A 21,636-nucleotide genomic window follows, 5' to 3' on the forward strand; every position below is an offset into this window, starting at 1 on the left:
TGTGGAGCCATGAGCGACTCTCCCGACGGCCCGGAGCATCTGGATCACGTGGCGCGCATCCTGCGGGCGTGGGCCCGCGAGCGGCCCGACCTGGACGTGCGGCCGCTGGGCGTGATCGGGCGGCTGCACCGCCTGGCGGGCCACCTCACCGACCGGCTCCTGGTCGTCTACCGGCGGTACGGGCTGGGCGAGGGGGACTTCGACGTGCTCGCCGCCCTCCGGCGGGCCGGGGAGCCGTTCGAGCGGGCTCCCGGCGAGCTGGCCGCGTACACGATGGTGACCACGGGCGCCATGACCAAGCGGATCGACCGGCTCGAACGCGGCGGCCTGGTCACCCGCCGTCCCAGCGCGGACGACGGCCGCGCCCGCGTCGTCGCGCTCACCGACGCCGGCCGGGAGCTGTTCGACGAGGCGTTCACCGAGCACATGCGCAACGAGCGCGGCCTCCTCGACTTCCTGACGCCCGAGGAGGCCGACCAGCTGGAGAGGCTGCTGATCAGGTGGCTGGCCGGTTTCGAGGGCCCCCGCCCGCCACGAGGGGAGCCGTGACCGCCGGCGAGCCGCCTCAGGCGCCGCCGAGCCGCAGCTCGAACACCATCCGGTCGTTGGACGGCCCGTCGTGGTCCGGTACGGGACCCTTCACCGCGAACCCCATCGCCGTGTGGAACGCGATGGAGCCGTGGTTGCGCGGCGAGGTGATCGCCCGCACCCGCGTGCGCCCGTCCGCCGCCGCCAGGTCGAAGAAGCCCCGGTACAGCCGCCGCGCCAGCCCGTCTCCCCGCCGGCTCGGGTGGACGCCCACGAAATGGATGTACGCGGCGTCGGGCACCGAGGGCGACAGGAAGCCGACGAGGAACCCCGCCAGGGCGTCGCCGTCCTCCGCCACGAGGCTGGTGCGGTGGAAATGGTCGAGGAACAGCCGCGGCAGGCTGCCCTGGACGGGACGTCCCCACCAGTCGTCCACCACCGGGGCGATGCGGTCGTAGTCGCCCGGCTCGGCCGCCCGCAGCCGCACGCCGTCATCCGTCATGGTCGTCACATCCCGTCCTGAACACCGGAGGACATCATCCCCGAAGCGCTCACGCGTCCCGCGACGGCGGGGCCTATGCTCGGCACATGATCGACCTTTGGGATCCCGCGGCCGCCGGCGTCCTGCGGCTGCCGTCGGGGCGGCTCGTGCGCGGCCGGGGGCTGAGGCACCCCCTGCCCGAGGGGCCGGTGCCGGCCTTCGGGGTGTACCTGCTCAGCAAGCGGCCCCCGGCCGTCGGGTGGGAGGCCCGGTGGGTGCGCTGGCCGGACTTCTGGCTGCCGTCGGACCGGCCGGACGCGAGCGCGGCGCTGCGCGAGGCGTGGGAGCGCGCCGCGACGGAGCGGGTGGAGGTCGCCTGCGGCGGCGGCGTCGGCCGCACCGGCACCGCCCTGGCCTGCCTGGCCGTCCTGGACGGGGTGCCGGGCGGTGAGGCGGTCGCGTACGTGCGGGCGCACTACCGGCCGGGAGCCGTGGAGACACCCTGGCAGCGCCGCTTCGTCACCCGTTTCCCGGGGGAGACGCCGGCGGACGCCTAGGGCCTTGTTCCGGGCGGCGCGGTGCGGCGTGTCGGCGCGGACGCCGTCCGCAGGGGAGAGTGTCGTCTACGCTCGGCCCATAGGTACCGAGGTGAGAGGGGACCCTCGTGGCTGACGACATGACGGGACTGACGGGCCTGCTCTACGAGATGGGGCTGCTCAAGCGTTACAAGCGCACCGGCTGGCTGGTGGCCGGCGTGCGGGATCCGGAGAGCATCGCCGACCACTCGTTCCGTACGGCGGTCATCGCGGGGGTGGTCGCGGTGCTGGAGGGGGGAGACCCGCAGCGGGCGTCGTTCATGAGCCTGTTCCACGACAGTCAGGAGACCCGCATCACCGACATCCCGTATGTCGCCAAGCGCTACCTCAGGGCGCCCGCCAACGAGGACGTCACCGCCGACCAGACGAGCGACGTGCCCGAGGCCGTGGCCTCCATGCTGCGGGGTGCGATCGCCGAGTACGAGGAGAAGGTCAGCCTGGAGGCGGTGTGCGCCCGCGACGCCGACAAGCTCGAATGCCTGCTCCAGGCCGTCGAGTACCGCGAGCAGGGCCACCAGAACGTGCAGCCGTGGATCGACAGCTCGCTGGCCGCGCTCAAGACGGCCACGGCGAAGCGGCTCGCGGACGAGGCGCTGCGCACGGGCACCCTCGACTGGCTGACCCGCGTCCTCGACGGCGCCTGAGACCGGTCCCGGCGGCAGGTCCCCTACGCTGGGGGGATGATTCGCCGCGCCACCCCTGACGACGTGCCCGCCATCCTCGGGCTGATCCACGACCTCGCCACGTACGAGAAGGCCGCGCACGAGGTGCGCGCCACCGAGGAGCAGCTGCGCGCCGCGCTCTTCGGCGACGCTCCGGCGGTGTTCGCGCACGTCGCCACGGAGGACACGGAGGACGGGGAGGACGAGGGGGGCCACAGGACCGGCGAGGTCGTCGGGTTCGCGATGTGGTTCCTCAACTTCTCCACCTGGCGCGGCGCGCACGGCGTCTACCTGGAGGACCTGTACGTGCGGCCGGACCGCAGGGGCGGCGGCCACGGCCGGGCGCTGCTGGCGGAGCTGGCGCGCATCTGCGCCGAGCGGGGCTACCAGCGGCTCGAATGGTCGGTGCTCGACTGGAACGAGCCGGCGATCGGGTTCTACCGCTCGCTGGGCGCGGCGCCGCAGGACGAGTGGACGACGTTCAGGCTGACCGACGAGCCGCTCCGGCTCCTGGCGGAGCGCGCCACCGCCTGACCGGCGCCCGCATGCCGCCGGACAAGGGTCGCCGCGGGCCCCCCGAGGGTGCCCGCGGCGATCCGGAACGCCTGGTGCGGCCCGCCTACATGCCCGTGGGGGCGCGGTGCGACATGCCGCTGGACGCGCGGTCGAACACGTCCGTGTCCGCTTCCTGCCCGCGTCCCATCTCCTGCATGTGGCCGCCCATGCCCTGCATGGACTCGCGGTCGCCCTCCTCCAGACGGAGCGCGACGCCGAGGGCGAAGAACGTGGGAGCCCATTCGCCCACGAAGATCCCCCACCGATCGGCGCGGTCGAGTCCGGCGGCCTCGGTCTTGGTGGACACCATCCAGGACGCGAACGCGAGCCCGATGGACACCGTGCCGGCTACATAGGCGTGATGGGATCGGATCCCCATCTTGTGCAGCATTTTGATCATGATTCTCCCCCTTGGCTGTGGTGTGCTGCTACCCGCCCGATATGTCCAGATAACGCATGCATGCTCCACTTTGCCCGGTCTTGAGCGTGCCGTGCGGGTCAGGCGGCGGGGTCGGGATCCGGGGCGCTGCCGGCCTGGAAGCCCGCCGCCCGGTGGGAGCCGTCGCAGAACGGCTTCGTGGACGACAGCCCGCACCGGCACAGTGCCACCGTCGCCCGGCCAGGGTCGATCTGCCGCCCGTCCTGGGTCACCAGCCGGAACCTCCCGCGCACGAGGAGTGGCCCGTCCTCGCAGGGAGTCACCGTCACCTCGCCGTCACCGTCGGTATGCATCCCGCACACCTGCCCAGGCCCGAATAGCGAAAACTCACTCACCGTGACACTTCACCGCTGTGGCGAGACCGTTCAGAGGTCGGATCGTGATCATCACGCGACCAACCCCCCGAGGCGTCACCGTAAGGTCCACCGGGTGCCCGAAATGGAGCCGGACGTCACCAACGCCCCAGCCCCTCTGCCGCAGCGTGACAGTGCCGATCGCTGCCCCAGTGTCGACTCGGGACGGCGCTGCGTCCTGCCATCGGGTCACCAGAGCCCGCACGTCTACCCACCGTCGGAGCCCCTGCCCTGACGGGCCGGACGGTCCGCCGCGAGGCGCCCCGGTAGACCACGCGGCCCGATGCCCCAGCCCGCCGGGCATGATCCCTGCGAACCGTAAAAGGCGGGTTCGGACTGGACAAGCGGGCATTCGATCACGAGTGGCATGGGCATCAAGCCGCCATGCACAAGATTCTTCAGGGCAGGTCACTCCTGCTGGCGACGCTTGTCCCTGCTCTGCTCGTCACGGGCTGCGCGTCCGGTGGCGGCACGGAGGCCATGGGCGGCAGCGCGGCGAGCCCCGGCGCGCCGTCCTCGGACATGAGCTCGATGCCGACCGAGAGCGCCTCGCCGTCGGAGAGCATGGAGGCCAAGAACACGCCCAAGGGCATCGTCCAGAGCTACTTCGGCGCCATCAAGGCGGGCAAGGTGGACGACGTCGTGGCGCTGTTCGACAACGACGCGGTGGTCGCCCTCGAAGGCGCGGCGACCGCCGACGGGACCGACGCCATCCGCAAGGCCTACCAGGGGATGATGACCGGGCCGATGTCGGGCACGTACACGATCGAGGACACGGAGAAGCTCGGCGACACCTACGCGCTCGTCCGGGCGACCAGTCAGCAGGACAGCCAGAACTACCGGGAGTTCTTCATCCTGGAGAAGTCGAGCAACGGCTGGAAGATCGACCGTTTGATCAGCAACCAGTCCTCCTGACCTCGCACGCCGCGCGGTGGTCACCGGTCCGGCGGCCACCGCGCCGGGCGGCCGGGAACCCCGGAGCGGCGTCAGGCCGGGGCGGGGGGCGGCGACAGGAGCGCGTCCAGCGTGCGGACCAGCGTCTCGCCCGCCTCCTCGCGCGCCAGCCGCCCCGCCTCCACCTCGCCCGCCGCCGTGTGCAGGATCGCCAGGAACGTACTGACCAGCCACGTCACCGGCAGGTCCGTCCGGAACGCCCTCTCGTCGCGGCCCCGCACGATCAGCCGTTCCACCCGCTCGAGCGGCTCGGCGTGGCGCTCGCGGAGCCGTTCGGCCGGCAGCGCCGCGTCGGCCGCCAGGAACAGCCGGCTGTGCTGGCTCAGCACGTCCCAGGACGAGCGCACCAGCTCGGCCAGCGCCTCACGGGCGGGCCGCGCGTCGAGGTCGAGGGCCGCCAGCGTCGTGCCGGCCAGCTCGACCGTGTGGGTCACGACCGCCCCGACCAGGGCCTCCCTGGAGGGGAAGTGGCCGTAGAGCGTCACCCGGCCGACGCCCGCCTCCTTGGCGACCTGCATCACGCTCGCGCTCGGGTCGGCGCTCAGCACCCGCCGCCCCGCCTCGAGGATCGCGGCGATGTTGCGCTCGGCGTCGGCACGTCTGGTCCCCATACGGGGAGCCTAGCCGCGCGCCTGCTCCGTCCCTGCCGGCGGTGACGGCCGCAGCTCGCGTTCGTGCGTGTCGAGGATGGCCATGGACGCCTCCACGGCGCCGGAGGCGTCGCTCGACTCGATGGCGCGCAGCAGAGCCCAGTGGGAGGTGTCCGGCTCGTGCGAGGCTTGCCGCACGTCCCGGACGCTGTCGCGGACGGCCTCGCCCATGCTGTGGTAGAGGTCGGCGAGCAGCGGGTTGCGGGCGGTGTCCGCCACCCGCAGGTGGAAGGCGACGTCCGCGTCGGCGAACCCGTCGAGGTCCCCGGCCTCCCCGGCCGCGTCCCTGCGCTCCAGTGTCTCCCGCAGCGCCGCGAGGTCGTCCTCGGTGCGCCGGACCGCCGCCAGCCGGGCCGCGACCAGGTCCAGCCCGCGCCGTACGTCGATGATGTCCATGGCGGCGGCGCTGTCGAGCCGGCGGCGCAGCGCGATCCTGGACTCGTCCGTCGCGGTCACGTACGTGCCGTCGCCCTGACGCGTGGTCAGCAGGCCGGCGTGCGCGAGGACCCGCACGGCCTCGCGCACCGACAGGCGGCTCATGCCCAGGCTCGCCGCGAGCTGCGCCTCCGACGGGATCTTCGTGCCGACCGGCCACGCCCCGCCGGTGATCTCCTTGCGGAGCTGCTCGATGGCGGCGTCCACGAGCGAGGTACGGGAGACGTTCCGCATGCGTCCTCTCTCCTCCAGCCCGGGTGTCGTCAAGGTCGATGTCCTCAGGTCGCTTTCCCGGGCTCTCTCGCCCGGTGGGGCCTTCCAGCCTAAACGCGCCGGGCCGCCGGAACCGGCCCGACAGGCGTCTCCACGCGTACGGAGAGGATCTTGTCAGGCCCGCGGGCGGGTGAGAGATTGCCCGGGGGACATTTCCTGACTTCTCCTCGTTTCATCACATGCCCCCCTTCTTGTCACGGAGGACACGCGTGTCGCAATTACGCCCGGCCCTTCTGGCGGTCGCCCTCACCCTGGCGATCGCGACCCCCGCCCAGGCGGCGGCCGGCCCCGCCATCACCGTCGAGAACGGCCGCACCCAGCCGGTCTTCTCCTATGCCGACGCCGTCCGCGAGCACGTCTACGTCGAGTCGAGCGTCGACAGCGACGCCGACGGCCGGCCGGACCGGGTGCGCGTCGACGTCATCAGGCCCAAGGAGTCCGGTCCCGGGCTCAAGGTGCCGGTGATCATCGACGAGAGCCCCTACTACGACAACTCCGGGCGCGGGAACGAGGCCGAGCGCAAGGTCTACGACGCCGACGGGAACGTCACGAAGTTCCCGCTGTTCTACGACAACTACTTCGTGCCGCGCGGCTACGCCGTCCTGAACGTCGACATGCTCGGCACCACCCGCTCCGACGGCTGCCCCGACATCGGCGGCAAGGCCGACGTGCTGGGTGGCAAGGCGGTCGTCGACTGGCTCAACGGCCGCGCCCGCGCCTTCCGCTCCGACGGCACCCCGGCCGTGGCCGACTGGACCACCGGCAAGGCCGCGATGATCGGCAAGTCCTACGACGGGACGCTCGCGAACGCCGTCGCCGCCACGGGCGTCAAGGGCCTGGAGACGATCGTGCCCATCTCGGCGATCAGCTCCTGGTACCGGTACCAGCGCTCCAACGGCGTGATCTACAGCTACGACTACGCCTCCTGGCTGGCCGACTACGTCGACACCGACCCCGAGGCCAAGTGCCAGGCCGTACGGGACCGGATGGACGCCGAGGACGGCGACGACACCGGGAATCACAACCCGTTCTGGGCCGAGCGCGACTACGTCTCCGGGCTGCTCGGCGACGCCTCGAAGGTGACCGCGAGCGTCTTCGTCGTCCACACCGTCAACGACCTGAACGTCAAGCCGGACAACTTCTCCACCTGGTGGGACGCCCTCGCCAGGCGGAACATGCCGCGCAAGATCTGGGTCGGCCAGTACCAGCACGTGGACCCGTTCGACTTCGAGGGCCGCAGGGACCTGTGGGTCGACACGCTGCACCGCTGGTTCGACCACTGGCTGCTCGGCGTGCGCAACGGCATCATGACCGAGCCGCGCGCCGACGTGCAGACGGGCCCCGCCCGGTGGATCACCCAGCGCGACTGGCCGGCGCCGCTCGCGGCCAAGCTGGCGCTGCGCCCGGCCGCCGACGGCTCGCTCGGGCTCCGGCCCGCCGACCGTGGAGCCGCCGCGTCGTTCGCGGACGTGGCCCTGGACGAGGCCGACATGATCGCCGACGTGGGCACGGCCAAGCCGGGCCGGGTGGCGTTCACCACCGGCCCGCTCCCGCTCGACCTGCGCCTGTCCGGCACGCCCACGGCCGACCTCACGGTCAAGCTCGACAGGCCCACCTCCAACCTCACCGCCCTGCTCGTCGACTTCGGCGACGCCACCCGGGTGGACTGGCGGCGCGGCCAGGGCATCACCACGCTGGCCGAGGAGGACTGCCACGGCGAGAGCACCGCGGCCGACGACGCCTGCTACAAGAAGGTCGTGACCAACGTGGCGAACCGGCCCGCCGAGATCGTCGCCCGCGGCTGGATCGACGTGCAGAACCGGGCGTCGCTCAGCCGCCCGTCCCCGCTGCCGGTCGGCACGTTCGGCAAGGTCCGGTGGCAGACGCTGCCGCAGGACTACACGTTCGCGAAGGGCCACCGGGTCGCACTCGTCGTCGCGGGCACCGACAGCACCTACAGCGAGGAGCCGGGCACGGGCGCGCACGTGACGCTCGACCTGGCCGCCAGCAGCGTCTCGATCCCGTTCGCGCTGGGCACCGCGCCGGCGGACGTGCCGCAGGACAAGTCGGCCTTCCGCGGCCCGGCGCGCGTGGAGCTGCCGAAGGAGGAGCCGGAGTTCAGCTTCTTCTGAGGTTTTTCAGGTGCGATGCCCGGTTCATCCTGCCGTTGCGGGAGGATGAGCCGGGTGACCTTCCGCCCCGCCGCCCCCTCCTGGACCCCGCGGCCTGTCGTCGTCGTGGCCGCCGCCCTAGCTGCGGTCGCGGGCCTGGCGGGGTGCGGCGCGCAGGTCGCCGGCACGACGCCCGCCCTGTCCTCGCCCCCGGCGGTACTCCCGGCGGTGCCCTCACCCCTGGCCGTGGCTTCGCCCCCGGCGGCGAAGCCCTGTCCGGACGCGGGGGTGGTCATGTCCGCCGGCCCGGCGAACGCCGCGATGGGGCTGCGCGTCCAGGCCGTGACCCTCACCAACTGCGGCCGCCGGGCGCGCGTCGTGGAGGGCTATCCGCGCGTGCGGCTCCTGGACGCGGACGGCGACCCGGTGGAGGTGGCCGTCGACCACGGCGCCGAGCGGATCACCACCGCGGTCCGGGACCCCGGGCCGAGGAGGGTGACCGTGCGGCCCGGCCGTTCGGCCTCCTTCACCCTGGTGTGGCGCAACACGTACGACGACCCGAGCCGCCTCCCGGCGGTCGGGGCCACGGTGGTCGTGACCGCGGGGCCTGGCGGGCGGGAGCACCGCGTCACCCCGGACGCGCCCCTGGACCTCGGCTCCACGGGCCGCCTCGGGGTCACCGCCTGGGAGGAGTCCCCGCCTCGACCCGCCGACGAGGCGGCCAGGGGCGGGCGTGGCTCCTAGTCCGCCGAGGCGCCGAGTGAAGCCAGTGCACGGCGAGTGACGTCGGGCGGGGCCGCGGCGATGACGTCATTGAGCGCGTCCATGGAGGCATGAAGGTCGGCGATGGCCTGAGCGATGCGGTCGCGCTCCTGGTGGAGATCGGCGAGCAGGTCCGAGCAGGTGGGGACGAGACGGTCGCCGGTGTCCCGCAGGCACGCGGGCGCCGCCCCGACCCTGGCCGTCACCGTCAACGTGGGCGCCTGCAATCTCGGCGCCGCCGCGGGCTCGGTCGCCGGCGGCGCGATCGTCGCCGCCGGCGCTCTGCGCTGGACCGGCGTGGGGGGCGCGGTGCTGAGCCTGATCGGACTGGCCCTCACCTATCTCCTCCTGCCCCGGACACGGACGCGGACGCGTACGTCGGCGCAGGACGCCGAACCCGAGGCCCCCATCGCTGCCTGACCCCCGTCCACCTGTCCCGCGGGGGATGTCATGGTCCCGTGGGCACCCGGTACCGGCGCTTCTGCTCGGTGACGTCGATGAGCCGGCCCCCGTTGGCCTCGATGACCCGCCGCGAGGCCGTGTTGGTCCTGTCGCACATCACCAATGCCTGCGAGACGCCCAGCGACCGCGCGATCGGCAGCGCCGCGGCCAGCATGGCCGTCGCGTGCCCCCGGCGCCGGGCGGACGGCCGCACGTCATAGCCGATGTGACCGCCGAGCTCCTCCAACGCCGGGCTGAGCCGGTGACGGATGGCCATCCTGCCCAGGAAGCGTTCGCCGTCGGCCCACCACAGCGTCGTCATGGGGACGAACCCGTCGCGTGTGCCTGCCTCGGTACGCTCGCCCAGCAGCCGCGCGACATACGCCTCGAAAGCGTCCGGGTCGGTCAGGGCGGGCGGGTCGACGTCGCCGACGAACCAGGAGGGGGGATAGTCGCGGTCGGCCCGGAACTCGGCCACCGCCTCCAGGAAAGACGCGCGCAGCCTGGGCGTCGGATCAACGAATCGTGGCATGACCACCATGGTCCCCCGGCGAGGGCTCGGCTGCCGCCCGACGCCGTCGCGGCGGGAGCCGTCGGCCGCCGCTGGCCCGCGCCCCGGGCACCGCGGCGGCCGCATCAACCTAGTACCTGGAGCAGTTGGTCCAGTGACCGTTGCCCTCGCCGTCCAGGACGTACGCGCCCGGGTCCTTGGCGACGGTCCACGAGACCCGCAGCCGCAGCGTCCCGCCGGCGCTCGTCGTGCCGGAGGTCCTGCGGCCGTCGCCGCGCGCCACGCCGACCCAGCGGACGACGATCGTGCCGGTCTGGGTGACCGGACGGCCCTGGCAGCCGGGCCGGGCCGCGGGCACCTTCACCCTGAACGACCTGCCCGACACCGCGATGCCGCCGGCGCCGCCGGCCGACGCGATGCGGCACGTCCCGCCCTTGCAGGCGAGCGCGAACGTGCCGGTACGGCGGGCGCCCCGCCTGATCGACACCGGGGACAGGAACGCGACCGGAGCCTGCGGCCGCGGCAGCGCCACCGGCTGCTGGGGGGTCCCCGCGGGCTTCCTGGCCGGCCGCTCGGCCGGTTGCCTGGCCTCGCGTCCCGCCGGCCGGTCGGCCGGCCTCATCGTGCCGGCCACGACCGGGCCCTCCCGCTTGCCGTCGTCCGCCGCGCCGGTGTCGCCCGTGCGGTTCGCCGGGGCCCCCGCCGTGGGGGTCACGGCGGGGGCCGCGCTGGGGGCCGCGGTCGCGGCCGGCGGGACGGCGGCGGGCTCGGGCGGGGGCACCGGGACCGCGGGGCCGGGGGACGGGCGGCCGTCCGGAGCCGGCGTCAGGGCCGGGCCGTCGGAGCCCGTCTCGGTGATCACGGTCATGCGCTGGCGGGCGTTGAGACCGGACCAGGCCAGTCCCGCCACGAGCAGGCCGACGCCCACGAGCAGGCCGACGCGGGCCACGTTCCGCACCGTCAGCCCCGACTCGCCGTCGGCCGTGTCCGGGCGGTCGAGCCAGAACTCGTCGGGGCCGCCGGCGTGCAGCTCCACCACGTGGGCGTCGTGCGGTGGCGCGGGCTCGTACCGGAGCGGCGCGGTGAACGGCGGGGAGCCGACGGCCGGGCCCTCTCCCGGACCGTCGGCGCCGCGTCCGCGAGCCCACCCCGGCACGCCGTCGGCGCCCCGGCCGTCCCGCGGGGGGCGGGTGGTCTCCTCGGGGGGCCGGCGGGGCCCCGGGATGGTGATCACCCCGTGCACGCGGGCGGAGGAGGGGGGCGGCCGATGGGCGGTCCCCGGACGCCCGCCGGCGACCGGCCGGGGCGCCTGGACCGGGGCGTCGGACGGGTCGGTGGGGGAGGAGGCGCGGTCGGGGGATCCGTCCGGGGTCTGGTGCGGCTGGGCGGGGGCGCCGCTCGGTGCTCCGGCCCTGGGGCGGGCGGTGGGCGGGGCGTCGGCCATGACCGGGGCGCTCAGCGGGACGGTCCGCTTCGGCCTGGGGGAGCCGGCCACCATGCGGTCCGTCGGCAGACTCGTGGCCGCCACGCGAGCTCCCGCCGCCGGGTCCCCCGCCGCGGAGCCCCCCGCCGCCGGGGCTGCCGGAGCGGGCGCGGACGTAGGCGCGGGCGCGGGTGGAGGAACGCGCATCTGCGGCACGACGGGACGGGCAGCCCCGGTGCGGGGCGTCTGCGGCTGGGCCGTCTCCCGACGTGGCGCCTGGACCGGGGGCGCCGCCGGGACCGGGGGCGCCGCCGGGGCGGGGCGGGAGGTGAGTGGGCCATCGTCCGGGTGGTGCTCCCAGGGCGGGCCACCTTCGGCCCGGCGTGAGGGGGCCCGCTCCTGACCGGCCGGGCCGCTACTGCTGATCCGGTCATGAGCGGACGCCGCTGGAAGGTTCCGGTACGGCACGCCTCCGCGGTTGCGGCGGACGATGGCCCAGTCCGCGTCCCGGTCCGGCGACCAGTCCGGGGACTGGCCGGCCGGGTCCGGGGTCCAGGCGGCGGTCTGGGCGGCCCCGCCTGGGGTCTCGGCGACCGGCACGGAAGGCCGGCCGGACGGGGAGTCGGCGCGGGCCGCGACGGCACCCGGCACGCTCGCACGGCGCGGAAGGATGTCCGGTGGGCCGGGACGGGCGTGTTTGCTGGGTGGGCGGTGCGCGGCCGGGTCAGGTGTGTGCTCCGGGCCGGCGGCGGCCGCGCCCGCCGCCGGCCCGGAGCTTTCCCAGGTCCCCGCCGTGGGGCCGGGGACCGGAGCGATGGGCGGCGGCGCGGGCTCGGCCAGCCCGCGCGCCTGCGCCGGGAAGCCGTCCTCCCGCCACAGTCCCGCCTCGTCCGGCAGCGGCAGCGCCCAGGCGAGCTGCTCGTGCAGCGTGCCGGGCGCCGATGCGATCGGCATCTGCCGCAGCAGCGTGTCGGCCACCATGACGCGCGGCGCGCCCCGGCAGACGTCGCAGTGCGCGATGTGGCGGCTGATCCGCGCGCGGGTGCGCCGCCCGGGCGCCGAGGCCCAGTCCGTCACCCGCGACTCCAGCGCCGCGCACCCGTGACGGGTCCTGGCGGCGATGACGGCGGCGAACCACTCCTCCAGCCCGTCGGCCGCCTCCAGGATGATCGTCTCCACCTCGTCGGAGTCCGCGTCGAAGATGGTGGCGATCTCCTCGGTCGTCAGCCCGTGCCGTACCGACAGGTCGAGCAGCTCCCTGTGCGGCGGGGCGAGCGCGCGCAGGGCCTCGGGCAGCAGGTCGGCCATCCGGCCGGGCCGCGACCAGGAGCCGACGCTGGTGGGGGTGGAGATGTACGAGCGGTGCGCGCGGGCCAGCGCGTACAGCCAGGGCCGCAGCGGCGACGACTGGTCGACCCGGTCGGCCCAGGCGTGCGCGGACAGCAGGGTGCCCGCGACGGCCAGCTCGGCGTCGCTCGACGACAACTCCGTCCGGCAGTAGTCGTACAGGTGCGGCCCGTAGCCGTCGCACAGTTCGAGGATGGCCTCACGTGCGTCCTCCGACAGGGTGCGCCACATCCGGGTCGCATCTCCTCTCCGCGGTTCGGGCTTGGGGTCCGGCATCGGGGCCGCACCGGGGGTCAGCGGGGCAGCCGTTCGGCGATCTCGGTGGCCCAGTACGTGATCACACTGCCCGCGCCCGCCCGGCGGATCGCGGTGAGGCTTTCGAGGATCGCGCGGTCGCGGGTGAGCCAGCCGTTGGCGGCGGCGGCCTCGATCGCGGCGTACTCGCCGGAGACCTGGTAGGCGGCCACCGGCACGTTGACGGCGTCGGCGACGCGGCGCACCACGTCGAGGTAGAGGCCGGCCGGTTTGACCATCACCATGTCGGCGCCCTCGTCCACGTCGAGCAGCACCTCGCGCAGCGACTCGCGCAGGTTGGCCGGGTCCTGCTGGTGGGTGGAGCGGGTGCCGGTCAGCCGCGACTCGACCGCGTCGCGGAACGGGCCGTAGAAGGCGGAGTCGTACTTGGCGGCGTAGGCCATGATCGGCAGGTTGTGGTGGCCGGCGGCGTCGAGGGCGCGGCGGATGGCGCCGACCTGGCCGTCCATCATGCCGCTGGGCGCCACCATGTGGGCGCCGGCCGCGGCCTGGGCGACGGCGACGCGGGCGTAGGCGCCCAGGGTGGCGTCGTTGTCGACGTCGCCGCGGGCGTCGAGGATGCCGACGTGCCCGTGCTCGGTGTACTCGTCCAGGTTGATGTCGCCGATGACGACGGTGGCGTCGCCGACCTCGGCGGCGACGTCCGCGAGGGCGAGCTGGGTGATGCCGTGCTCGTCCCAGGCGCCGCGCCCGTCGTGGTCCTTGCTCTCGGGGATGCCGAACAGCAGCAGCCCGCCCACGCCGGCCCGCACGGCGGCCGCGGCGGCCTTGCGCACGCTCTCGCGGGTGTGCTGGACCTGGCCGGGCATGCAGGCGATGGGACGGGGCTCCGCCAGGCCCTCGCGGACGAACAGCGGCTGGATCAGGTCGGCGGGGTGCAGGCGGGTCTCGGCCACCAGCCCGCGCAGGGCGGGGGTGCGCCGCAGGCGGCGGGGACGCTCGGCGGGGTAACTCATGGTCAGTCTCCGATCACCTTGCCGAGCAGCACCCGCTCGGCGTGTTCGACGGCGGCCTGGGGCGGGCGCCGCATCCAGTAGCCGGCGGTGCTGCGCGCGGTGATGTTGAGCGCGCGCAGCTCGCACAAGTGCTCGGCCGTCTTGATCGCCAGGCCGCCGGGGTCGATGACGGGAAGGCCGTGCAGTTCGTGGACGCGCAGGTGGACGAGGATCACGTTCGGGATGCCCTCGGCCGGCACCAGCCACTGCGCGCCGGCCTTGGCGGCCTGGCGCGCGGCCTCGGTGTAGGCGTCCAGGAACGGCTCGAAGTCCTGCGCGAGCGCCCGCTGCACGACGTCCGCGCCGCGCTCGACGATCTGGTACGAGGCCAGGTCGGCGCCGGCGGCCCGGATGTTCTCGGTGATGGGCTCGGCCAGGTGCGGGATGAACCCGAGCACGCCGAGGCGGTGGCGCTCCATCCGGGCGGCCTGCCAGACCGCGTCGCCGTAGCCGACGACGGGGATCGACACCCTGGTGCGGGCCGCGGCCAGCCCGGGGTCCTGGCCGGCGCCGCTGATCCAGGCGGCGCAGCCGTCCCGCTCGGCGGTCACCGCGGTCTGCGCGAAGTAGTGGCCGAACAGCAGGCCGATCTCGCCGTAGCCCACCAGGTGCTCGGGCAGCGCCGTGCCGTACGTCTCGGGCGGCAGCGTGTGGATCTCCACGGTCGTGCCGGGGGCGGACACCAGGGCCAGGTGTTCGGCGTACAGCTTGTCCAGAAGCGGCGTGCGGCCCTCGACGGTGTGTTTCTGGAACCAGATGCGCATGTCAGCTCTGCCTCACGGAATGGGGAACGGGGTCCAGCACGCGGTCGGGGGCGCGTCCGGGCGGACGGCCGGGCAGGGTGTCGGCCCCGCCGGTCGGCATGCCGCCCGGGAGGGTGTCGAGCATCGACGCCTGCGCCAGGTAGACACGGGTGGCGTCCGGGTCGCCGGCGATGGCCCGCAGCCCCGCCATCGCGGCCGCCAGCCGGGAGGTGTCGCGGTCCTGCACGCCCGCGACGCGCGCCTCGCTGCGCGGGATCACGTGGTCGAGCAGGACGCCGCGCCGCCGCCACGCCCACGCGTCCAGCGCGGACGGCCCGGCCTCCCCGCCGATGACGTCGGCGAGGACGGCGCCGAGCTCGACGGCGTCGTGGATGCCGGCGTTCATGTTGAGCCCGCCGGCCGTGGAGGTCAGGTGCGCCGCGTCGCCCGCGAACAGCACCCGGCCGCACCGGAAGGAGCCGAGCACCCCGCGGGCCAGGCCGTACCGGTCGGCGCCGATGACCCGTACCGGGCGGCTGACCCCGGGCAGCGCCCGCCGCACCAGCGCGGCCACGGTGGAGGTGGCCAGCGGGTTGCGGGCGTCGCACGGGATGCGCACCACGATCCGCCAGTGGTCGGGCAGGGCGAGCAGGCTGCACGACTGGCCGACGTCGCGCACGTACGTCAGCGGCGCCAGCCGCGGCAGCAGTTCGTCCAGCGGCGAGTCGGTGAAGACCCGCAGTGCCTGCGTCGGGTAGCTGGAGCGGGGGAACGGCAGCCCGAGCGAGCCGCGCACGGTGCTGTGCGCGCCGTCGGCCGCCACCACGTACTTCGCCCGCGCCCAGCTGCGCCCGATGCGCAGCCGCACGCCGGTGCCGCCCTCGGCCACCCCGTCCACGGCCGTGCCGAACCGCACGTCCGCGTCCGGCTCGGCGGACAGCGCCGCCAGCAGCAGCGGGGTGAGCGACGACTGCTCCGCGTGCAGCCGGTACGGGTGCCGGGTCAGTCCGTCGAGGCTGCCCATCGCCATCTCGGCCAGGACTTCGCCGGCCCGGTCGCGCCACTGGACGCGGCTCACCACACGCCCGCGGGAGATGAGCGGCTCGGCGACGCCGAGGTGGTCCAGCAGGTCGAGCGTGGCCGGATGGAAGGTGGAGGCCCGCGACTGCCGGGCCAGGCCCGCCTCCCGCTCGAACACGGTCACCGGCACGCCCGCCCTGGCCAGGGTGAGCGCCGCCGTCAGCCCGACCGGGCCGGCGCCGACCACGGCGACGCCGCTCATGTCCGCTGCCCCTGCGCGGCCGGGCGGTGCGGGGCCCGGCCGAGCGTGATCGGCATGCCCGTCGCCCGCGACAGCGCCCACCAGGAGCTGCACAGGTTCGAGGTGAGCAGGACCCGGTCGTTGCCGGCGCCGATGGACAGCAGCGCGGGCAGCGTCGACATGCCGGTGCCGCTGAACAGCACCACCGCGTCGTCCGGCAGCCCCGCCTCCGTCACCTGCTCGACCAGCTCGGCCGGGGTCACGTTGTACGGCGAGAACCGGCCCCGGGCGCGCACCTCGACCACCCGGGTGACGTGCATGCCGGCCGCCTTCCAGAACCGCTCGGCCAGCTCCGTCAGCCACGGCTCGTACGGCGAGACGAGCACGAGGTCCTCGGCGCCGATGTGGTCGAGCGCGTCCAGCGTGGCCACCGTCGCCGTGGCGAACGGCACACCGAAACGCCTGCTCAGCTCGTCGCACCGCAGCCGGTCCTCGTCCGGGCCGAGCAGGTAGCGTGAGCCGCTGCACAGCATGACGATCGCGTCCAGCGGCAGGTCGCCGAACGAGCAGATCATCGCGGGCAGCGCCTCGTTGTACGTCTCCAGCCGCTCCGGCAGGGTCAGCCCCGGCCGTACCGGGAGCCGGGTGACGTGCATGTCGGCCCGGGAGCCCAGCAGGCGCGCCAGCTCGGGCTCCGCCGCCGGGTTCGCCGGAGGCACGATCACGCCCACTCTGCCCCGCTTCATGTGGTCCTCCCGGGGTCCAGGCCGAACAACGTCCGCAGCGCGTCGGCGTACCGCTCGCCCGAGGGGGAACCCGAGTGGCGGGTCAGGCGCGGCAGCGGCCCTTCCAGGAAGGCGTCCACCACCCGCTGGACGGCGTCGCGCACCTCGTCGCGGGCGGAGGCGTCCAGCCCCGGCGCGCGGGAGGCGAGCCGGCCCAGCTCGGCGTCCGCGACGGCGCTCGCCTTGCTCCGCAGCGCCACCGCCACCGTGCTCGCGCTCGACTCCTCCGCAGGGGCCACGGACGGGGAGGCGGGCGCCGGCACCGTGGTGATCCACGGCCGCGCGACCCCGGCCCGGCGGGGGGGGATCGCGCCGCCGATCCCCCTGCGGACGAGCCGCTCCGGCAGCACGGGAGTCCGCTCCGGCAGGACGGGCGAGGGAGCGAGTCCGGCCGTCATCAGCAACCCGACCAAGCCGCGGCCCAGAAGGCCGCCTCACGCCGCTCCCGGGCCTCGTCAACCTCGCGCCGGGCCCGCGCCTGCTCCTCATCACGGCGGGTCCGCGCGTTCTCCATCTCGCGCCGGGTCCGCGCGTCTTCCGTCTCGCGCCGGGTCCGCGCGTCCTCAACGTCGGCCGTGACGTCCAGCCGCACTCCGGCGCGCTCGGCGCCGAGCAGGTGCACCGCGGCCCCGATCACGGTGTCGGCGAACTCCCGTTGCCGTTCCGCGGCGACCTCCGCCGGGCATTCGACCTTGATGGTGACCATGGTTTCCTCCTGCGGGGGGGTGGTGAGGGGTTCAGGACGCGTGCTCGAGCGCCTGGTCGATGACGCTGATGGCCAGGTCGGACACCTGCCTGATGTGGTGCAGCCGGTGCACGGTGCGCTCGGCCGCCGCGGTGGTGACGCGGTCGTCCTCCGCCGGGCGGGGAGGCGGCGGCGCCGGCCTCTCACCACGGGCGGGAACCCCGTACGGGTGCTGGTACGGCCTGCGGATCTCGTCGGTGAGCATGGTCCACTCCTGTCAGCGCGGCTTCACGGGCGGATACACGGGACTGGTCTCGGGGCTCAGAGCCGCTCGGCGGCCCGCTGGGTGGGCAGGTGGGCGGACAGGTCACGGGCGCCGAAGCGGGCCAGCTCCTCCTCCGCCTCGTCGCGTACCTGGACGAAGCTGTCGCGCAGCTCGGCCAGCAGCCGGCGCAGCATGATCAGCTCTGCCTCGGCCTCACGCCTGGACAGGCGCGCGGCCCGGCGGCGCGGCGTTCCGGCGACGCGGGCCAGGGCCACGGTGCCGACGACCACGGCCACGATCAGGCAGCCGACCATCGCGGAGGCGAAGCCCGGCATCGGCCCGTCCAGCACCGGCTGGTCCACCAGGGCCGAGGCGCCGGCCACCCCGATCGCGCCGCCCAGCATGCGGGCCGTGTTCACGGCGCCGACCGCGGAGGCGTACTGGGTGGGATGGGCGGCCATCGTGCCGACCGTGAACGTGCCGGTGGACAGGGCGCCGAAGCCGCTGCCCAGCATGAGCGCGGCCACCAGCGTCAGGACGTTCGGGTAGGGGTTGGCCAGCATGAGGGCGCAGCCGCCGCCGAGGAGCAGGGCCCCGGCGTAGATGACCGCGTTGAGGCCGATGCGGCGCCCGGCCAGCATGGCCAGCGGGCTGCCCGCGATCATGGCGAGCGAGATGGGCGTCAGCCACAGGCCGATCGTCACGGGATCGAACCCGGAGCTCTTCAGGTACAGCGGGCCGAGGGCCAGCACCACGAACGAGGCGGCGCCGTACAGCAGGGACGCCCCGCCCGACCACAGGAAGCCGGGCCGCCGCCACAGCCGCATGTCGATGGCGCCGGCCGCGTGGCGCCACGACGTGGCGACGGCCCCGGCCAGCAGGAGCCCGGCCGCCGCCGCGCAGCCCAGGATGCGCGGGGAGGTCCATCCCCACGTGCCGCCCTGGGAGACGGCGAGCACGGCCGCGGCGATCGCGCCGATGAGCAGCAGCGTGCCGAACACGTCGGGCACGCGCCGCACCTGCCCGAAGGAGCGGGGCAGCGCGGGGGTCAGCATGAGCAGGGCGGCGGCCAGGCCGGCGCTCGGCAGGAACAGGCCGCGCCAGCCGTACTCGGCCACCAGCAGGCCGCCGCCGGCCTGGAGCGTGAGCGCGCCGATCCCGGAGGAGGCGCTCCACAGCGCCACCGCGCCGGCTCGGCGGTTGGCCGGCAGCTCGCCCAGCAGCAGGCCGAGCGAGGCGGGGAACATCAGCGCGGCGCCGACGCCCTGCGCCAGCCGCCCGCCGAGGAGGAGCGGGAAGGACGTGGTCGCGATGACCGCCGCGGCGCCCAGCCCGTACAGGGCCAGGCCGACCGCGAGGACGCTGCGCCTGCCCAGCAGGTCGGCGAAGCGGCCCGCCGTGGCCAGCAGCGCGGCCACCGCGGCGAAGTTGATCGTGCTGACCCACGTGATCTCCGCCATCGGCAGGGACGCCGCGATGGGGTCGCGGCTCAGCACGGGGATCGCCAGCGTCGTCGCCGTGCTGTCGGCCATGATCGCGATGACGACACCGCAGGCGATCAGCCGCAGGACGACGAAGCGCCCCCGGACCAGGAGCCGGGGCCGCGCCACCGGCCCGACGAACGGGCCGGCGACGTGCTCGCGAACGGGCGTCAGGGTCATCGCGGCGTCTCCGCCAGGTCCCTGCGGGCGACGGTGACGGTCTCAGGCCGGGGCACCTCGGGACGGTTCGGCACGCTGGCCGCGACCATCCGCTCGGTGATCCCGACCAGTCGCCCGGGCGCCCTGGTCCACGGGCGCGTCGAACGGCCGGCGTCCGGGCCGAGCAGCGACATGACGACCTGCGAGGCCAGCGTCAGGTGCTCGGCGCAGCGGCGGCTCACCTTGGCCTCCAGGCCGGTGACCTGCGCCAGCCGCAGCCGCAGCGGCTCCAGCGACGCGGTGCGCTCCAGACCGTCCAGCTCGGCGAGCCGGTCGGGCCAGCGCAGCTCACGGCCGACGTGGTCGCGGACCCTCATGGCGATCTCGTCGGCGGGCACCTTCTGCTCGCGCAGCCGGGTGCCGAGCGTGAAGGCCGCGCGGGCGGTACGGGTGTAGTCGGACAGCCGGCCCGCGAGGGCGGCGTCGAGCATCCGGACCCGGTGGACCAGGCACTCGGCGCTCCAGCCGAGCACCATCAGCCGCTCGGCGGCGACCTCGGTGTGCCAGCCGGCCAGCCGCAGCTCGCGGGCCATCCGGTGGTAGTGGACCCAGCGGTCGCCGTTGCCGTCCACCCAGACCTCCACGCCGCCGAGCGGCATGTTGGCGACGTGGACGCGCTTGTCGGGGGGTACCACGCGGGCGCAGATGCGCAGGATCACCCGATCGGGTGCCTGCGGAGCCCTCGGCCGCCTGGCGAACCAGGAACCGTTCTGCGGTTCGGCGGTCACTCCGGCCACCTCCTCGCCGGCGACTCTCCAGAACCGTCCGGCTGTCAAGTCTCACTTTCCAGGTGTCGGTCCGATAGTGGCGTTCTGTGGGAAGATGTGTCAACTGACACTTTCCAGTTGGGTATGGATGGCCCGCTGGAGGTTTACGGGCGGCCGAAGGCGCGCATGATCCCCGGATTCCCCTACGCTGAGGGTCTCCCGGGCGGCAGGAGGTGCGGAGTGGCGAACATCGCCGAGCGGCTGGACCTGGCGCTGAGAGAGCGGGGTTTGAGCGGCGCGCAGGTGGCCGCCGAGCTCACCGAGGCGGGCATCCCCATCACCCGGGCCTACGTCAGCCAGCTCCGCACCGGCAAGCAGGCCAACCCGACCCTCCAGGTGCTGCGCGCGCTCGCCTCCTGCCTTCAGGTCAGCGTCGGCTGGCTGGTGGGGGAGGAGTCGCTCGACTCCGGCGCGGTGGAGGACCTCCAGTTGCGGGCCGCCGCCATCGGCGCCTCCGCCTCCGGGCTGTCCGACGGCTCGCTGGCCGTGCTGCGCGGCGTCATCGACCTGGCCCGCCGGGCCGAGGGACTGCCCGAGCACTCCGCGCCCGTGCCCGAGGCCCCGGCCGTCCCGGCGGTGCCCGCGGCCAGGACGGCGCCGCCCGAGCCGGTCCGCGTGGCGCTCGGCGAGCGGCTGCGCGGCCTGCGCGAGGCGGCCGGGCTGACGGCCGAGCAGGTCGAGAGCGCGCTGGGCCGCGGCGCGATCCGCGTCGAGGCCGCGGAGACCGGCCGCGCGGCCCCCGCTCCGGCCATGGTGGAGCGGCTGCTCGACCTGTACGGGGTGACCGCGCTGCCGGCGCGCGAGCACGTGCTGTCCCTGGCCCGCGGCGAGCGCGAGCCCGCCTGGTGGGACACGAGCGCGGTGCCCGTCTGGCTCGCCACCGCCTTCGCCCTGGAGCAGCGGGCCTCGGTGATCCGCGTGTACGACCCGCGGACGGTCCCGCCGCTGCTCCAGACCGAGGCGTACGCCCGCGCCGCGATCGGCGCGGCCGGGCCGGCCACGCTCGGGCAGACCTCCGTCGAGGCGGCGGTGCGGCTGGTCCTGGCCCGCCAGGAGATGGTCTTCGCCGGCCACGGGGCCGGGCAGGGGGCCGGGCACGGGCCCGTCGTGTGGGCGATCATGGACGAGGGCGTGCTGCTGCGCTCCATCGCCGACCCGCCCGTCCACCTGGCCCAGCTCGACTCCCTGATCGACCTCGCCAAGCGTCCCGGTGTCTCCCTGCACCTGGTGCCTCTGAACGACCCGGCCTATCTGCCCCGCACGGGGCCGTTCACGCTCTGGCGTTACGCCGAGGCGTTCGAGCCCGACATCGCCTGCGCGCACACCGTCGAACGCGACGAGCTGATCACCGAGCCGGGGGCCGTCGAGGCCTACCACCAGGCGTTCGCCAAACTCTCGGTCACCACGACCACCCGCGAGGAGACGTTCGACCTGCTGAACACCCACCGTGACCGCATCGCCCGAGGATGATCGATAATTACCCGGGAAACGTATATTTCCCGATTATTTCGCTCCAATAGGTTGTATTGTTGGGACATTTGGAGCATTTTCAACTTGGTCCTCCGAGTGGGGTCGAAGGCCGCGGAACTTTCCCGTACG

At 74.5% G+C, this 21,636-nt stretch carries 25 protein-coding genes; 9 read left to right on the forward strand and 16 right to left on the reverse strand.

The window, feature by feature from the left end; translation table 11 throughout:
* Window positions 1-9: 9 nt before the first annotated feature.
* On the forward strand, window positions 10-549 hold the full coding sequence (locus tag MTP10_RS19160) for a MarR family transcriptional regulator (protein WP_310710838.1): 540 nt from the start codon (window positions 10-12) through the stop codon (window positions 547-549).
* Window positions 550-565: 16 nt separating this feature from the next.
* Here MTP10_RS19160 and MTP10_RS19165 read toward each other — a convergent pair whose 3' ends face one another.
* Window positions 566-1,030 carry a GNAT family N-acetyltransferase gene (locus MTP10_RS19165; protein WP_310710839.1) on the reverse strand — a complete coding sequence of 155 codons (465 nt, stop codon included), beginning with the start codon at window positions 1,028-1,030 and terminating at the stop codon, window positions 566-568.
* Between the two features lie 86 nt (window positions 1,031-1,116).
* Here MTP10_RS19165 and MTP10_RS19170 point away from each other — a divergent pair, with 86 nt between their 5' ends.
* The 3 genes from MTP10_RS19170 (at window position 1,117) to MTP10_RS19180 (ending at window position 2,801) form a co-directional block, all read left to right on the forward strand.
* A complete protein-coding gene (locus MTP10_RS19170) occupies window positions 1,117-1,566 on the forward strand; it encodes a protein-tyrosine phosphatase family protein (RefSeq protein ID WP_310710840.1) in 450 nt (149 codons plus the stop codon).
* A 107-nt stretch (window positions 1,567-1,673) separates the two neighbouring features.
* Entirely contained in the window at window positions 1,674-2,249 is a 576-nt protein-coding gene (locus tag MTP10_RS19175; protein WP_310710841.1) for an HD domain-containing protein, read from the forward strand.
* 36 nt (window positions 2,250-2,285) lie between these two features.
* Entirely contained in the window at window positions 2,286-2,801 is a 516-nt protein-coding gene (locus MTP10_RS19180; protein WP_310710842.1) for a GNAT family N-acetyltransferase, read from the forward strand.
* A gap of 85 nt (window positions 2,802-2,886) precedes the next feature.
* Here MTP10_RS19180 and MTP10_RS19185 read toward each other — a convergent pair whose 3' ends face one another.
* Window positions 2,887-3,222, reverse strand: coding sequence for a hypothetical protein (locus tag MTP10_RS19185; protein ID WP_310710843.1), 336 nt, complete (start codon window positions 3,220-3,222; stop codon window positions 2,887-2,889).
* Window positions 3,223-3,320: 98 nt separating this feature from the next.
* A complete protein-coding gene (locus MTP10_RS19190; RefSeq protein ID WP_310710844.1) occupies window positions 3,321-3,554 on the reverse strand; it encodes a CDGSH iron-sulfur domain-containing protein in 234 nt (77 codons plus the stop codon).
* Window positions 3,555-3,998: 444 nt separating this feature from the next.
* Here MTP10_RS19190 and MTP10_RS19195 point away from each other — a divergent pair, with 444 nt between their 5' ends.
* Window positions 3,999-4,529, forward strand: coding sequence for a nuclear transport factor 2 family protein (locus MTP10_RS19195; RefSeq protein WP_310710845.1), 531 nt, complete (start codon window positions 3,999-4,001; stop codon window positions 4,527-4,529).
* 71 nt (window positions 4,530-4,600) lie between these two features.
* On the opposite strand, the gene MTP10_RS19200 is transcribed toward MTP10_RS19195, so the two are convergent.
* Window positions 4,601-5,179 carry a TetR/AcrR family transcriptional regulator gene (locus tag MTP10_RS19200; RefSeq protein ID WP_310710846.1) on the reverse strand — a complete coding sequence of 193 codons (579 nt, stop codon included), beginning with the start codon at window positions 5,177-5,179 and terminating at the stop codon, window positions 4,601-4,603.
* A gap of 9 nt (window positions 5,180-5,188) precedes the next feature.
* Window positions 5,189-5,887 carry a FadR/GntR family transcriptional regulator gene (locus MTP10_RS19205; RefSeq protein ID WP_310710847.1) on the reverse strand — a complete coding sequence of 233 codons (699 nt, stop codon included), beginning with the start codon at window positions 5,885-5,887 and terminating at the stop codon, window positions 5,189-5,191.
* A 248-nt stretch (window positions 5,888-6,135) separates the two neighbouring features.
* On the opposite strand from MTP10_RS19205, the gene MTP10_RS19210 reads away from it, so the two are divergent.
* From MTP10_RS19210 to MTP10_RS19220, 3 genes are all read left to right on the forward strand, one after another.
* Window positions 6,136-8,058 (forward strand): Xaa-Pro dipeptidyl-peptidase, encoded by a 1,923-nt coding sequence (locus MTP10_RS19210; RefSeq protein ID WP_310710848.1) that lies wholly within the window; start codon window positions 6,136-6,138, stop codon window positions 8,056-8,058.
* Between the two features lie 54 nt (window positions 8,059-8,112).
* Window positions 8,113-8,781: a DUF4232 domain-containing protein gene (locus MTP10_RS19215; protein WP_310710849.1), complete on the forward strand. Its 669-nt coding sequence runs from the start codon at window positions 8,113-8,115 to the stop codon at window positions 8,779-8,781.
* A gap of 180 nt (window positions 8,782-8,961) precedes the next feature.
* Window positions 8,962-9,219, forward strand: coding sequence for a hypothetical protein (locus MTP10_RS19220; protein WP_310710850.1), 258 nt, complete (start codon window positions 8,962-8,964; stop codon window positions 9,217-9,219).
* A 28-nt stretch (window positions 9,220-9,247) separates the two neighbouring features.
* Here the strand turns inward: MTP10_RS19220 and MTP10_RS19225 are convergent, their stop codons facing one another.
* From MTP10_RS19225 to MTP10_RS19275, 11 genes are all read right to left on the reverse strand, one after another.
* Window positions 9,248-9,772, reverse strand: a complete 525-nt coding sequence (locus tag MTP10_RS19225; protein ID WP_310710851.1) for a GNAT family N-acetyltransferase — start codon at window positions 9,770-9,772, stop codon at window positions 9,248-9,250.
* Window positions 9,773-9,881: 109 nt separating this feature from the next.
* The gene (locus MTP10_RS19230; RefSeq protein ID WP_310710852.1) at window positions 9,882-12,752 is read right to left on the reverse strand and encodes a hypothetical protein; all 2,871 of its coding nucleotides are present in this window, start codon (window positions 12,750-12,752) and stop codon (window positions 9,882-9,884) included.
* Window positions 12,753-12,814: 62 nt separating this feature from the next.
* On the reverse strand, window positions 12,815-13,792 hold the full coding sequence (hemB, locus tag MTP10_RS19235; RefSeq protein WP_397334479.1) for a porphobilinogen synthase: 978 nt from the start codon (window positions 13,790-13,792) through the stop codon (window positions 12,815-12,817).
* Window positions 13,793-13,794: 2 nt separating this feature from the next.
* Window positions 13,795-14,595: an aspartate/glutamate racemase family protein gene (locus MTP10_RS19240; RefSeq protein WP_310710853.1), complete on the reverse strand. Its 801-nt coding sequence runs from the start codon at window positions 14,593-14,595 to the stop codon at window positions 13,795-13,797.
* Window position 14,596: 1 nt separating this feature from the next.
* The gene (locus tag MTP10_RS19245) at window positions 14,597-15,856 is read right to left on the reverse strand and encodes an FAD-dependent oxidoreductase (protein ID WP_310710854.1); all 1,260 of its coding nucleotides are present in this window, start codon (window positions 15,854-15,856) and stop codon (window positions 14,597-14,599) included.
* Window positions 15,853-16,581, reverse strand: coding sequence for a hypothetical protein (locus tag MTP10_RS19250; RefSeq protein WP_310710855.1), 729 nt, complete (start codon window positions 16,579-16,581; stop codon window positions 15,853-15,855). The genes MTP10_RS19245 and MTP10_RS19250 overlap by 4 nt, the downstream gene beginning before the upstream one ends.
* On the reverse strand, window positions 16,578-17,018 hold the full coding sequence (locus MTP10_RS19255) for a hypothetical protein (RefSeq protein ID WP_310710856.1): 441 nt from the start codon (window positions 17,016-17,018) through the stop codon (window positions 16,578-16,580). Before MTP10_RS19255 ends, MTP10_RS19250 begins: the two co-directional genes overlap by 4 nt.
* Window positions 17,018-17,326 carry a hypothetical protein gene (locus MTP10_RS19260; protein WP_310710857.1) on the reverse strand — a complete coding sequence of 103 codons (309 nt, stop codon included), beginning with the start codon at window positions 17,324-17,326 and terminating at the stop codon, window positions 17,018-17,020. The genes MTP10_RS19255 and MTP10_RS19260 overlap by 1 nt, the downstream gene beginning before the upstream one ends.
* 31 nt (window positions 17,327-17,357) lie before the next feature.
* Window positions 17,358-17,570: a hypothetical protein gene (locus MTP10_RS19265; protein ID WP_310710858.1), complete on the reverse strand. Its 213-nt coding sequence runs from the start codon at window positions 17,568-17,570 to the stop codon at window positions 17,358-17,360.
* A 56-nt stretch (window positions 17,571-17,626) separates the two neighbouring features.
* Window positions 17,627-19,231 carry an MFS transporter gene (locus MTP10_RS19270; RefSeq protein ID WP_310710859.1) on the reverse strand — a complete coding sequence of 535 codons (1,605 nt, stop codon included), beginning with the start codon at window positions 19,229-19,231 and terminating at the stop codon, window positions 17,627-17,629.
* Window positions 19,228-20,046: a hypothetical protein gene (locus MTP10_RS19275; RefSeq protein WP_310710860.1), complete on the reverse strand. Its 819-nt coding sequence runs from the start codon at window positions 20,044-20,046 to the stop codon at window positions 19,228-19,230. The genes MTP10_RS19270 and MTP10_RS19275 overlap by 4 nt, the downstream gene beginning before the upstream one ends.
* A 171-nt stretch (window positions 20,047-20,217) precedes the next feature.
* Between MTP10_RS19275 and MTP10_RS19280 the strand changes: the two genes are divergently transcribed.
* Window positions 20,218-21,507: a Scr1 family TA system antitoxin-like transcriptional regulator gene (locus tag MTP10_RS19280; RefSeq protein ID WP_310710861.1), complete on the forward strand. Its 1,290-nt coding sequence runs from the start codon at window positions 20,218-20,220 to the stop codon at window positions 21,505-21,507.
* Window positions 21,508-21,636: the final 129 nt, after the last annotated feature.

The organism is Nonomuraea sp. 3-1Str (genome assembly GCF_031570565.1).
GTDB lineage: Bacteria > Actinomycetota > Actinomycetes > Streptosporangiales > Streptosporangiaceae > Nonomuraea.